Here is a 12,997-nt window from a genome sequence, read left to right as displayed (position 1 = left end):
GGAATGCAACACGCAATGAAGCCTCGCTCCGGGAAAGGAGCGAGGGCGGCGTCGCTCACTTTCAGGAACACCACCCCATGAACATTTCCAGATTCTTCATCGACCGGCCGATCTTCGCCGCCGTGTTGTCCATCGTGATCTTCGCCGCGGGCCTGATCGCGCTGCCGCTGCTGCCCACCGGCGAATACCCCGAAGTGGTGCCGCCGTCGGTGGTGGTGCGCACGGTGTACCCGGGCGCCAATCCCAAGGTCATCGCCGAGACCGTGGCCACGCCGCTGGAGGAGCAGATCAACGGCGTCGAGAACATGATGTATCTCAAGTCGGTGGCCGGCTCGGACGGCGTGCTGCAGATGACCGTCACCTTCCGCCCCGGCACCGACGCCGACGATGCGGCGGTGAAGGTGCAGAACCGCGTCGCCCAGGCCAATGCGCGCCTGCCCGAGGACGTGCGCCGTCAGGGCGTGACGGTGCAGAAGCAGTCGCCGACCTTCCTGATGGTGGTGCACCTGACCTCGCCCAAGGGCAAGTACGACAGCCTGTACCTGCGCAACTACGCGCGCCTGCACGTCAAGGACGCGCTGGCGCGCATCCAGGGCGTGGGCGATGCGCAGGTGTTCGGCGGCGGCGATTACGCCATGCGCGCCTGGCTCGATCCGGAGCGCATCGCCGCCCTGGGCCTCAACGCCAGCGACGTGGTCGGCGCCATGCGCGAGCAGAACGTGCAGGTCTCCGCCGGCCAGCTCGGCGCCGAGCCCATGCCGGGCAGCAAGTTCCTGACCCTGATCAACGCCCAGGGCCGCCTGCGCACCGAGCAGGAGTTCGGCGACATCGTGCTCAAGACCGGCAGCGACGGCCAGGTGGTGCGCCTGCGCGACGTGGCGCGGCTGGAGCTGGGCGCCGGCGACTACACGCTGCGCTCGCAGCTGGACGGCAAGAACGCGGTCGGCATCGGCATCTTCCAGGCGCCGGGCGCCAATGCGCTGCAGATCCGCGATGAGGTCATCGCGACCATGGACGAGCTGACCAAGCAGTTCCCCGAGGACGTCAAGTACGAGGCGGTCTACGACACCACGATCTTCGTGCGCGATTCGATCAGCGCGGTGGTGCACACCCTGCTGGAGGCCGTGCTGCTGGTGGTGCTGGTGGTGATCCTGTTCCTGCAGACCTGGCGCGCCTCGATCATCCCGCTGATCGCCGTGCCGGTGTCGGTGGTGGGCACCTTCGCCGCGCTGTACCTGCTGGGCTTCTCGATCAACACCCTGACCCTGTTCGGCCTGGTGCTGGCGATCGGCATCGTGGTGGACGACGCGATCGTGGTGGTGGAGAACGTCGAGCGCAACATCGAGGAAGGCCTGACCCCGCTGGCCGCCGCGCACCAGGCCATGAAGGAGGTCTCCGGGCCGATCATCGCCATCGCGCTGGTGCTGTGCGCGGTGTTCGTGCCGATGGCCTTCCTGTCCGGCGTGACCGGCCAGTTCTACAAGCAGTTCGCGGTGACCATCGCCATCTCCACGGTGATCTCGGCGATCAACTCGTTGACCCTGTCGCCGGCGCTGGCCGCGCGCCTGCTCAAGGGCCACGACGCGCCCAAGGACGCGCTGTCGCGCGGCATGGAGCGGGTGTTCGGCCGCTGGGTGTTCCGCCCGTTCAACCGCTTCTTCAACCGCAGCTCGTCGCGCTACCAGGGCACGGTCTCGCGCATCCTGGGCCGCCGCGGCATCGTGTTCGCGATCTACATCGGCCTGCTGCTGGCCACCGGCGTGATGTTCAAGGCGGTGCCGGCCGGCTTCATTCCGACCCAGGACAAGATGTACCTGATCGCCGGCGTGAAGCTGCCCGAAGGCGCCTCGATCGAGCGCACCGACGCGCTGCTGCGCAAGGTCTCGGACATCGCCATGCACACCGAGGGCGTGTCGCACTCGATCTCCTTCCCCGGCCTCAACGCGCTGCAGTTCACCAACACGCCCAATACCGGCGTGGTGTTCCTGACGCTCAAGCCGTTTGCCGAGCGCCATCGCAGCGCGCTGGAGATCAATGCCGAGATCAACCGCAAGATCTCCTCGCTGGGCGAGGGCCTGACCTTCTCGATGATGCCGCCGCCGATCCTGGGTCTGGGCAACGGCAACGGCTACCAGATGTTCATCGAGGACCGCGGCAACCTGGGCTACGGCGCGCTGCAGAACGCGGTCAGCCAGTTCCAGGGCGCGGTGTCGCAGGTGCCGGGCATGAGCTTCCCGATCGGCACCTACCAGGCCAACGTGCCGCAGCTGGATGCGCAGGTGGACCGCACCAAGGCCAAGGCCCAGGGCGTGGCGCTGACCGACCTGTTCGACACCTTGCAGACCTATCTGGGCTCGGCCTACGTCAACGACTTCAACCAGTTCGGCCGCACCTGGCAGGTGATCGCCCAGGCCGATGCGCCGTACCGCGAGACGGTCGAGGACATCGCCCGCCTCAAGGTGCGCAACGCCGCCGGGCAGATGGTGCCGGTGGGCTCGATGGTGGACATCAAGCAGACCTACGGCCCCGACCCGGTGCTGCGCTACAACGGCTATCCGGCCGCCGACCTGGCCGGCGAGGCCGATGCGCGCGTGCTGTCCTCGGCCGAGGCGATGCAGAAGCTGACCGACCTGGCCGCCCAGGTGCTGCCCAACGGCATGCATATCGAATGGACCGACCTGAGCTACCAGCAGGCCAGCCAGGGCAAGGCGGCGATGGTGGTGTTCCCGCTGGCGGTGATGCTGGCCTTCCTGGTGCTGGCCGCGCTGTACGAAAGCTGGACCCTGCCGCTGGCGGTGATCCTGATCGTGCCGATGACGCTGCTGTCCGCGCTGTTCGGCGTGTGGCTCAGTGGCGGCGACAACAACGTGTTCGTGCAGGTCGGCCTGGTGGTGCTGATGGGCCTGGCGTGCAAGAACGCGATCCTGATCGTCGAGTTCGCCCGCGAGCTGGAGCTGGGCGGCAAGGGCATCGTCGAATCCGCCCTGGAAGCCTGCCGCCTGCGTCTGCGCCCGATCGTGATGACCTCCATCGCCTTCATCGCTGGCACGGTGCCGCTGGTGTTCTCGCACGGTGCCGGCGCCGAGGTGCGCGCGGCCACGGGCGTGACGGTATTCGCTGGCATGCTGGGCGTGACCCTGTTCGGCCTGTTCCTGACCCCGGTGTTCTACGTGGCCCTGCGCAAGCTCTCCGGCCGTCAGCTGGTCCATCACGACGCGGCCCCGGCCCTGGCGCAGACCCATCCGCAAACCGCGCACTGAGCGCGTCCTTCCTTCTCGTTCCCAACACGGAGCTATGACATGAACACTTCCAAGAAGATCGCGCTGGTCACCGGCGCCACCCGCGGCATCGGCGCCGAGACCGTGCGCCAGCTGGCCCAGGCCGGCGTGCATGTGATCCTGGCCGGCCGCAGTCAGCAGGCTGCAGAGCAGGTCGCGCAGACCCTGCAAGCCGAGGGCCTGTCGGTCGAGGCGCTGCAGCTGGACGTCACCGACACGGCCAGCATCACCACCGCGGTGCAGGCCGTGCAGGGTCGCCACGGCAAGCTGGACATCCTGATCAACAACGCCGGCATCGTCGCCGACGAGAGCGACAAGCTGCCCTCCGAGCAGTCGCTGCAGACCTGGCGCAAGACCTTCGACACCAACCTGTTCGGCCTGGTCGAGACCACCCAGGCGTTCCTGCCGTTGATCAAGGCCGCCGAGGCCGGGCGCATCGTCAACGTGTCCAGCGCGCTGGGCTCGCTGACCCTGCACAGCGACCCGGACTCGTTCATCTACCACTTCAAGATCCCGGCCTACGACGTGTCCAAGAGCGCGGTCAACGCGTGGACCATCCACCTGGCCTATGAGCTGCGCGACACGCCGGTCAAGGTCAACACCATCCATCCGGGCTACGTGAAGACCGAGATGAACTACAGCGACGGCGAGCAGCGCGGCGAGATCGACGTGCCGGAAGGCGCCAAGACCAGCGTGCAGATGGCGCTGATCGGCGCCGACGGCCCGACCGGAAGTTTCACCTACCTGGGACAGGTGCTGCCATGGTGAGGCATGTATTGGGCATCGGCGTCGCCTCGGCGCTGCTGGCCGCCTGCACGGTCGGGCCGGACTACGTGCGTGCCGATGCGCCGCGCGCGGAGACCTTCGTGCAGGCGCCGGTGACCGCGCAGGTCGCCGGCAGCGCGACCACGGCCGAGCGCGAGTTCTGGCGGGCCTTCAACGATCCGCAGCTGTCCTCGCTGGTCGAACGCGCGCTGCTGCAGAACCACGATGTGCGCATCGCCCTGGCGCGCTACGACCAGGCCCGCGCGCTGTCCCGCGACGCCGGCTACGCGCGGCTGCCGCAGCTGGACGCCAATGCGCAGGCCGAGCGCGTGCGCAGCAGCGCCGACCAGGCGCCGGGCGTGGATCGCGACGGCCGCGACACGCACAACTACGTCGGCGGGCTGGGCGTGAGCTGGGAGCTGGATCTGTTCGGCCGCCTGCGGCGCGCCAGCGAAGCCAGCCGCGCCGATGCGCAGGCGGCCTCGGCCGACCTGGCCGCCATGCAGGTGGCCATCGCAGCCAGCGTGGCGCAGGGCTGGTTCGAACTGCGCGGCCTGCAATCGCAGCTGGACATCGCCCGCGAGAACGCCGCCACGCAGGAGCGCACGCTCAAGCTGCTGCAGGCGCGCACGGAGGCCGGCTTCAGCGATGCCTTCGACGTGGACCGCGGCCGCGCGCAGCTGGAAGCCACGCTGGCGCGGATTCCCTCGCTGGAAGCGGCCGAGGCCGTGGCGGCCAACCGCATCGCGGTGCTGGTCGGCGCCACGCCGGAGTCGATGGCGGCCGAGCTGATGACCAGCGGCGCATTGCCGACCCTGCCGGCGGCGCCGCTGCCGGGCACGCCGTCGGACCTGCTGCGTCGCCGTCCGGACGTGGCGGCGGCCGAGCGTCGGGTGGCCGCGGCCACCGCGCGCGTCGGCGTGGCCACGGCGGATCTGTTCCCGCGCTTCAGCCTGGGGGCCTTGTTCGGCACGCAGGCGCTGGGCAGCGGCGCGTTGTTCGCCCGCGACAGCGAGACGCGCGTGCTGTCGCTGGGGCTGGACGTCGGTTTCCTCAACGTGGGCCGCGTGCGTGCGCGCATTGCGGCGGCGAACGCGCAGACCGCGCAGGACCTGGCCGCCTATCAGCAGACCGTCCTGCGCGCGCTGGAGGACACCGAGAACGCGCTGGTGCGGGTGGATCGCAGCCGCACCGAATCGGCCCATCTGGATCAGGCCGCGCAGGCCGGCACGCGCGCCGCGCAGGTGGCCCGCCTGCGGCTGGACAACGGCGCGATCGACACGCTGGACATGCTCGAGGCCGAGCGCACGCGCCTGGACAGCCAGGACGCGGCGATCCAGGGCCGCGTGCGCAGCGGCGTGGCGATGGTGCAGCTGTACGCCGCGCTGGCCGGCGGCTGGCCCGAGTACGTCGCGGCCGAAAGCCTGCCGCCGCCGTCGCCGGGCGCGGCGGCGGAGGCGCGGGCGGTGGCGCTGCAGGAGGTGCGGTGATCGCGCCTCGGTGGCGGTGACGAAGTTATCGCCACCGCACGGCCTTGAGGCGTTTTGCCTGTTGCGCTAGCGCGCGTGCAGGTCCAAGGCCGATGCACGCATGCAGGTCCGGAGGCCGAGGAGGGCGCCGGCATCATGTGGGAGCCGCCATTTCGGCGAGTGGCTTTACCGGTAGAGCCTCATCGCCGCCTTGGCGGCTCCCACCTGTAGAGTGGAGCTTGCTCCGCTGGGGCTTTCCCATGATCCGGCAGAAAAGCAGCGGAGCAAGCTCCGCTCTACAGGCAGGCCGCTGAGATTTGAGGAGACAGTTGCTCCCACGACATTGGAAAGCGCGAAATGGCCGAAACGCGCGGGGCTATCGCCGAGCCGAGAAACAGCGCCTCCCCTTTCGCGCAGCGAAGGGGGAGGTTGGGAGGGGGTGTTTTTGTTTTTGCTTTTGCTTTTGCCGTTGCCCTTCCCGCGAAAAGCGACCCCTTCCCCTCAGTCGCTAGACGCGACTTCCAGCTCCCCTCGGCCTGCGGCCAAAGGGTGGGGCAAATCACTCAGCCATGCAGCTTGATCGCGGTCTGCGCCACGCGCTGGCCCTGGTAGCGGGCGCCGTCCAGGTCGATCCTGGAGGGCTGGCGTGAGCCGTCGCCGCCGGCCAGGGTGGTGGCGCCGTAGGGCGCGCCGCCGGCGACCTCGTCCAGCGTCATCATCTCCTTGAAGCCGTAGTCCAGGCCCACGACCACCATGCCGAAGTGCAGCAGGTTGGTGATGATCGAGAACAGCGTGGTCTCCTGGCCGCCGTGCTGGGTGGCGGTGGAGGTGAAGGCCGCGCCGACCTTGCCGTGCAGGGCGCCCTTGGCCCACAGGCCGCCGGCCTGGTCGAGGAAGTTGGCCATCTGCGAGGCCATGCGGCCGAAGCGCGTGCCCACGCCGATCACGATGGCGTCGTAGTCGGCCAGCTCGTCGATCCTGGCGATCGGCGCGGCCTGGTCGAGCTTGTAATGCGAGGCCTTGGCGACCTCCTCGGGCACCAGCTCGGGTACGCGCTTGATGTCCACCTGCGCGCCGGCGCTGCGCGCGCCTTCGGCGACGGCCTGGGCCATCGCTTCGACATGCCCGTAGGCGGAGTAGTACAGGACGAGGACCTTGGCCATGGCATGCGACTCGCTTTTTCGAAGGGAGCGCGGACCGTAGCAGGGCCTGGCGTCAGGTCACGTCATCGCCGCGTCGCGCCGCCGGCCTCGTCGAGCAGTTCGCGTACCAGCGTCACATAACGGCGCTGCGCGATCTCCTGCGCGGTGCCGCGCAGGCGCTCCCACGCCTCGTACTTGGCGCTGCCGACGTAGTCGAAGAAGCCCGGCTTGTTGCCGTGCACATCGCCCTCGGTGCCTTGCTTGTACAGGCCGTACAGGCGCAGCAGGGTGTCGTTGTCGGGCCGTTCGGGCAGGGTCTGGACGTCCAGCGTAGCCTGTTCGAATTCGGTGGCGGCGATCTGGGCCATGGCGCCCGGTTCCAAGGTGGGGAGCGCGCGATCTGAGCACGCCGGCCCGCGCCGGTCACGTTGCGCTGCACAGCGCCGCGCGTCTCAGCGCGGCACGCGCACCATGCGCTGCAGCAGGTGCTCGACGATGTTGTCCGGTTGACGCGTGCGGCCCACGTGGGTGGGCGAGACCTGGACGATGGCGCTGCGCCGGGCGGTGAGGAAGTGGAAGCGCGCGCGCGGCGGCAGCTGCGCCACCGGGCCGGCGCCCGCATCGCCGCGACACACCGCCACCAGCGCGTCCAGCCAGGCGCGCGTGGTCTCCAGGTCCAACGCCGGGGCAAAGGCGCGCAGGCGCGGTTCGTCGATCTCCACCGCGGCCTGCAGCTGGCGCGCGCCGGGGCAGGAGACGATCACCCCGACGTTGATGAACTCCTCGCGCTCCACCCGCGGCACCACGCGGATGACCGCATAGTCATACGTGTGCAGCGTGGGCATCGATGGCCTCCTGCACGAAGGCGGCGCGCGCGTCGCGGCGCCGCTTGAGGTAGTCGACATAGGCCTGGCGATGCGCGGCCACGTCCGCGAAGAACGGCTCGCCCTCCAGCCAGGCGTCGGGCACGGCCGCGGCGATGCGCTCGATCAGCGCATCGGTCAGCCGCGGCGCCAGTTCGGCATCGGCCTGGGCGATATGGTCGGCGAAGGGCAGCAGCACGTGGTCGCGGATCAGCACGAACGGACGCTCACAGGCCTCGCCCGCGTGCTCCCAGTCGTGGTGGAAGTACAGCGCCGCACCGTGATCGATCAGCCAGGGCCGGCGATGCCAGACCATCAGGTTGGGATTGCGCGCGGTGCGGTCGACGTTGCTGATGAAGGCGTCGAACCAAACGATGCGCGAGGCCAGCTGCGCCTCGACCGCCATCGCCGCCGGATCGTAGTTGAGCGCGCCGGGCAGGTAGTCCAGGCCCAGGTTGAGGCCTTCGCTGGCGCGGATCAGGTCCTGGATCTCCGGATCGGGCTCGGTGCGGGCGAATTCGCGATCCAGCTCGACCAGGGCGATCTCCGGCACCGGCAGCTCCAGCGCACGCGCCAGCTCGCCGGCGATCAGCTCGGCGACCAGCGCCTTGGGCCCTTGCCCGGCGCCGCGGAACTTGAGCACGTACAGCCCGTCGTCATCGGCCTCCACCACGGCCGGCAGCGAGCCGCCCTCGCGCAGCGGCGTGACGTAGCGCGTGGCCTGGACGGTCTTCAGTGGCAGGGCGGCGGGCGACATGGCCGGCAAGCCTAGCCGAACGGGCCGGTGTGCAGAAGCGCCGGCAGCGGATTCGACGTGTGTCGAGTCTGTGGCGGCGCGCCGGGCAGGGAACTGGGAGCGCAGGGCGAAGACAGCATCGTGCGTCCTTCGGTATCTGCAGGGCGTGCTAGCCTGCGCCGCGCATGAATCGCACCCTCTGACGCCGTGAGAACCGACAGCCGCCTGTCCCGGATGCTGCACGTGCTGCTGCACATGGCGCGGCACGATGCGCCGTTCACGTCCGAGCAGATCGCCGCGATGGTGGGGACCAACGCAGTGGTGGTTCGGCGCACGATGGCGGGTCTGCGCAAGGCGGGCTACGTGCGCTCGACCGGCGGGCCCGGCGGGGGCTGGGCGCTGGATCGCGATCTGTCGCAGGTGACGCTGCTGGACGTGCATCGCGCCGTCGGCGGCGAGAAGCTGTTCGCGCTGGGGCACGAGCACCCCAATCCGGACTGCGGCGTGGAGAAGGTGGTCAATGCGGCCATCGACGACGCCCTGCGGCAGGCCGAGGCCTTGCTGCTGGCACGCCTGGGCGAGGTAACCCTGGCCGATCTGGCCGGGCAGTTCGACGCATTGTGCAGGGCCGGCAACTGGGACCGGCGCACCGCCAAGGCGCATCGCGCCTGAGCTTTCCGGGAATTGGGCGGGCCTGAGCCCAGCGCGCAACGGTGCGTTTCTTTGTGTAACTAAAAAAGTTACGTATAGTGCTTGGCACTCGAATCGACGTGGAGTAGCCATGCCTTTCTCGGACCAGACGCACGATGTGATCATCGTCGGCGGCAGCTTTGCCGGTCTGTCGGCCGCCTTGATGCTGGCCCGCGCCCGCCAGCGGGTGCTGATCATCGATGGGGGGCGCCCGCGCAACCGGTTCGCCTCGCATGCGCACGGACTGCTGGGCCACGACGGCAAGCCGCCAGCGCAGTTGCTGGATGAGTCGATCGCGCAGGTCATGGCGTATCCGACCGTGTCGTTCCAGGCGGGGCTCGCCACCGACGCGGCGCGCGATGGCGAGGCCTTCCAGATCACGCTCGACGAGGGCGGCACGGTCCACGGGCGCCGGTTGATCCTGGCCAGCGGGGTGCGCGATGTCCTGCCGGACATCGCCGGTCTCGCCTCGCGCTGGGGCCAAAGCGTGCTGCATTGTCCGTACTGCCACGGTTATGAATTCGCCGGCCAGGCGCTTGGCGTGCTGGCCAACAGCCCGATGAGTCCGCACCAGGCGCAGGTCGTGGCGCAGTGGGGGCCGACGACTTACTTCAGCCAGGGGCGCCATGCGCCGGACGATGCGCAGCGCGGCGCGCTGCAGGCGTTCGAGGTGCGGTTCGAGGACACGCCGGTGGTGGCGCTGGAAGGCGAGGGCGATGCGCTGTCCGCAGTGCGCCTGGCGGACGGTCGGCGCATCGAACTGCAGGCGCTGTTCACCGCGCCGCGCGTGGCGCTGGCCAATCCCCTGCTCGAACCGCTGGGCTGCGCGCTCGCCGAAGGCCCGATGGGCCCGTACGTGCAGGTGGACGAGACGCGCCAGACCAATGTGCCGGGCGTGTTCGCCGCCGGCGATCTGGCCGGGCCGACGCCCAGCCTGCCGCTGGCGGTGTCCTCTGGTGCGATGGCCGGCCTTGGCGCGCACCGCTCGCTGATCGAGGCCCGGCTGCAGGCGGCTGGCCTGAAGGCCGTGGCTTAGTCGGGCCGCGCCAGCGTGCCTGGCGCGAGCGCCGCCGCCGCACGCCGGGAGCGGACGCAATCGCCTTGCGGCAGGCCTGACTTCTGGCCCAGGGGCGGCGCGCAAGGCCGGTGCTAGAGTCGGGCGGCTGCGTGGCATCGCTGCGCGGCAGCGTCCTTTTCGCCCTCGGGGAATGACATGCAGCTTCAAGGAAAGTGCTGGTCGACGGCGCTGGCCGTCGGCCTGATCGCCCTCTGCGCCACCGGCCCGGCCCTGGCCGGCTACGACGCGCCGCCCGAACACCTGCTCAAGGTGCTCAAGGCGCCGCCGCCGCCCACGCCCAGCGTCGATCCCACCGGCCAGCGCCTGCTGCTGACCACCGCGCAGACCTATCCGTCCATCGAGCGCGTCGCGCGGCCGTACTACAAGCTGGCCGGCGTGCGCCTGGAGCCGGCCAACCGCAGCCGCCACGACACCCAGGCCGGCTACGGCATTCCCGCCTGCGTGGCCGACTTCACCCTGGTGGACATCGCCAGCGGCCAGATGCGCAAGGTCGCGCTGCCCGCCGGCGCCTGCCCGGGCGCGGCGATGTGGTCGCCGGACGGCACCCAGTTCGCCTTCCAGAACGTCACCCCGACCTCGGTCGAGCTGTGGCTGGGCGACGCGCGCAGCGGCCAGGCGCACCCGGTGCCGGGCGTGGCGCTCAACCCGATCTTCAACAGCGCCGTGCAGTGGCTGGACGGCAGCAAGACCCTGCTGGTCAAGCGCGTGCCCGCCGGCCAGGGCGCCGCGCCGGTCGACGACGGCGCCTCCGGCCCGGACATCCAGCAGTCGCTGGGCGGGCAGGGCGAGAGCAGCACCTACGAGGCGCGCGACACGCTCAAGAGCCCGCTGGACGAAGCGCGCTTCGTCTACTACGGCACCTCGCAGCTGGCGGTGGTCGATGCGGCCAGCGGCCAGGTGCGCGATGTCGGCGCCCCGGCGATCTACGACGACGTCGACGGCGCGCCCGATGGCGTGCACGTGCGCACCGAGGCGATCCAGGCGCCGTACTCGCATGCGGTGACCTACCAGCGCTTCGCCCGCGATGTGGCGGTGCTGGACGTGTCCAGCGGCAAGTCCACGCTGATCGCGCGGCTGCCGCTGGCCGACCGCGTGCCGGTGCACGGCGTGCCCGAAGGCCCGCGCGAGTTCGGCTGGCGCGCCACCGAGCCGGCCACGCTGCTCTACGCCGAGGCCCTGGACAAGGGCGACTGGAACGTCACCGTGCCGCATCGCGACCGCGTGCTGATGCGCAAGGCGCCGTTCACCGCCGCGCCGGTGGAAGTCACGCGCACGGCGCAGCGCTTCGCCGGCTACGCCTTCACCGCCCAGCCGGGCGTGTCGTTCCAGTTCGAGTCCGACGAGAACCGCCACTGGCAGACCACCCGCATCGTGGACATCGACAAGCCGGGCGATCCGGGCCGCGTGCTGTGGGACATGTCCAGCGACGAGCTGTACAAGGACCCGGGCATGTTCGTGTACCGGCGCCTGCCCAACGGCGCGGTCGTGGTGCGCCAGGACGGCAACCGCGTGTTCCTGCGCGGGCAGGGCGCCTCGCCCCAGGGCGACCGGCCGTTCCTGGACCGGCTGGACCTGGATTCGCTGAAGAGCGAGCGCCTGTTCCGCAGCGGCACCGACGACTACGACCAGTTCCTCGGCTTCACCGCCGCCGCGGGCCAGTTCCTGACCTGGCACCAGTCGCTGATGGATCCGCCCAACGCCTACCTGCGCACGCTGGGCCAGCCGCTGGCCGACGCGGCCGAAGGCGAGGCGCAGTTCGCCTCGCAGGGCAGCGCGCTGACCCATCTGCCCGACCCGACGCCGGAAGTGCGCCAGATCAAGAAGCGCCTGGTCACCTACAAGCGCGCCGACGGGCTGGACCTGTCCTTCACCCTCTACACCCCGCCCGGCTACAAGGAAGGCACGCGCCTGCCGGCGGTGCTGTACGCGTATCCCGCCGACTTCGCCTCCAGCGCGCAAGCCGGGCAGGTGAGCGGGTCGCAGAACACCTTCACCCGCCTGCCGTACTACCGCCTGCTGCTGCTGGCCGGCTACGCGATCATCGACAACGCCAGTTTCCCCATCGTCGGCGATCCCAAGACCGCCTACGACACCTACCTGGAGCAGCTCACCGCCGACGCCAAGGCGGCGGTGGACAAGGCGGTGGAGCTGGGCGTGGTCGACCGCGATCGTATCGGCGTCACCGGCCACAGCCACGGCGCGCTGATGACGGCCAACCTGATCGCGCACACCGACCTGTTCCGCGCCGGCATGGCCACCAGCGGTTCGTACAACAAGACCTTCACCCCGTTCGGCTTCCAGAACGAGCGCCGCTCGCTGTGGCAGGCGCGTGATGTGTATCTGAAGGCCTCGCCGTACTTCTATGCCGACAAGATCAAGCTTCCGCTGCTGCTGATGCACGGCGAGGACGACGCCAACCCCGGCACCGAGCCGTTCCAGTCGATCAAGCTCTACCAGGCCATCCGCGGCAACGGCGGCACCACCCGCCTGGTCATGCTGCCGCACGAGCCGCACTGGTACACCGCCCTGGAGTCCAACGCCCAGGAGGTCTACGAGATGCTCAACTGGTTCGACACCTACGTGAAGCCAGCCAAGCCGGTAAAGCCGGCGAAGTAGTCGGCGACTGCGGCAGCGTTGAGACGAAGGCGGCATCGGACGATGCCGCCTTCGTTGTTTTTGTTTCTTGTTGGCGCGCAGGGTGGGTGCACGGACTTCGCCAACCAGCCTCGACCCAGCCGGGCACGGCTCCTCGGCTCGGTCCGCCATCCCGGGCCGCCTCTGAGATGGGGTGGATTGACCGCGCTTCATGCTGCGATGGGAGCAACTGTCTCCTCAACTCCAGCAGCCGCCCGTCTGTAGAGCGGAGCTCGCTCCGCTGGGGCCTTCCCCACGAACCGAACGAAGAGCAGCGGAGCGAGCTCCGCTCTACAGGTGGGGGCGCCGTGGCGGCGATGAGGCTTTCCCGTTAAAGCCCCA

Annotated in this window: 10 protein-coding genes; 6 read left to right on the top strand and 4 right to left on the bottom strand. The window is 69.7% G+C overall.

Translation table 11 applies throughout. The features are described 5' to 3' along the window. The first annotated feature begins 77 nt into the window (after nt 1–77). From ACFJIT_RS08235 to ACFJIT_RS08225, 3 genes are read left to right on the top strand one after another with little or no spacing between them, the layout of a single operon-like run. Nucleotides 78–3,260: an efflux RND transporter permease subunit gene (locus ACFJIT_RS08235; RefSeq protein WP_130519590.1), complete on the top strand. Its 3,183-nt coding sequence runs from the start codon at nt 78–80 to the stop codon at nt 3,258–3,260. Nucleotides 3,261–3,299: 39 nt separating this feature from the next. After that, nucleotides 3,300–4,046, top strand: a complete 747-nt coding sequence (locus tag ACFJIT_RS08230) for an SDR family oxidoreductase (RefSeq protein ID WP_379655566.1) — start codon at nt 3,300–3,302, stop codon at nt 4,044–4,046. After that, nucleotides 4,040–5,533 carry an efflux transporter outer membrane subunit gene (locus ACFJIT_RS08225; protein WP_379655565.1) on the top strand — a complete coding sequence of 498 codons (1,494 nt, stop codon included), beginning with the start codon at nt 4,040–4,042 and terminating at the stop codon, nt 5,531–5,533. Before ACFJIT_RS08230 ends, ACFJIT_RS08225 begins: the two co-directional genes overlap by 7 nt. A 542-nt stretch (nt 5,534–6,075) precedes the next feature. Here ACFJIT_RS08225 and wrbA read toward each other — a convergent pair. The 4 genes from wrbA to ACFJIT_RS08205 form a co-directional block, all read right to left on the bottom strand. Next, nucleotides 6,076–6,675 carry an NAD(P)H:quinone oxidoreductase gene (gene wrbA, locus ACFJIT_RS08220; RefSeq protein ID WP_379655564.1) on the bottom strand — a complete coding sequence of 200 codons (600 nt, stop codon included), beginning with the start codon at nt 6,673–6,675 and terminating at the stop codon, nt 6,076–6,078. 62 nt (nt 6,676–6,737) lie between these two features. After that, on the bottom strand, nt 6,738–7,022 hold the full coding sequence (locus ACFJIT_RS08215) for an acyl-CoA-binding protein (protein ID WP_130519598.1): 285 nt from the start codon (nt 7,020–7,022) through the stop codon (nt 6,738–6,740). Between the two features lie 84 nt (nt 7,023–7,106). Further along, the gene (locus tag ACFJIT_RS08210) at nt 7,107–7,499 is read right to left on the bottom strand and encodes a DUF3037 domain-containing protein (RefSeq protein ID WP_130519600.1); all 393 of its coding nucleotides are present in this window, start codon (nt 7,497–7,499) and stop codon (nt 7,107–7,109) included. After that, nucleotides 7,477–8,274 (bottom strand): HipA family kinase, encoded by a 798-nt coding sequence (locus tag ACFJIT_RS08205; RefSeq protein WP_379655563.1) that lies wholly within the window; start codon nt 8,272–8,274, stop codon nt 7,477–7,479. The genes ACFJIT_RS08210 and ACFJIT_RS08205 overlap by 23 nt, the downstream gene beginning before the upstream one ends. A gap of 186 nt (nt 8,275–8,460) precedes the next feature. Between ACFJIT_RS08205 and ACFJIT_RS08200 the strand changes: the two genes are divergently transcribed. From ACFJIT_RS08200 to ACFJIT_RS08190, 3 genes are all read left to right on the top strand, one after another. After that, nucleotides 8,461–8,925 carry an Rrf2 family transcriptional regulator gene (locus ACFJIT_RS08200; protein WP_379655562.1) on the top strand — a complete coding sequence of 155 codons (465 nt, stop codon included), beginning with the start codon at nt 8,461–8,463 and terminating at the stop codon, nt 8,923–8,925. A gap of 109 nt (nt 8,926–9,034) precedes the next feature. Next, a complete protein-coding gene (locus ACFJIT_RS08195; protein WP_379655561.1) occupies nt 9,035–9,979 on the top strand; it encodes an NAD(P)/FAD-dependent oxidoreductase in 945 nt (314 codons plus the stop codon). A gap of 177 nt (nt 9,980–10,156) precedes the next feature. After that, nucleotides 10,157–12,637 (top strand): prolyl oligopeptidase family serine peptidase, encoded by a 2,481-nt coding sequence (locus ACFJIT_RS08190; protein ID WP_379655560.1) that lies wholly within the window; start codon nt 10,157–10,159, stop codon nt 12,635–12,637. The last annotated feature ends 360 nt before the right edge of the window (nt 12,638–12,997 follow it).

It is taken from the genome of Pseudoxanthomonas sp. UC19_8, from assembly GCF_042700505.1.
Lineage (GTDB): Bacteria > Pseudomonadota > Gammaproteobacteria > Xanthomonadales > Xanthomonadaceae > Pseudoxanthomonas_A > Pseudoxanthomonas_A winnipegensis.
This window is presented reverse-complemented; position numbering and strand designations above follow the sequence as displayed.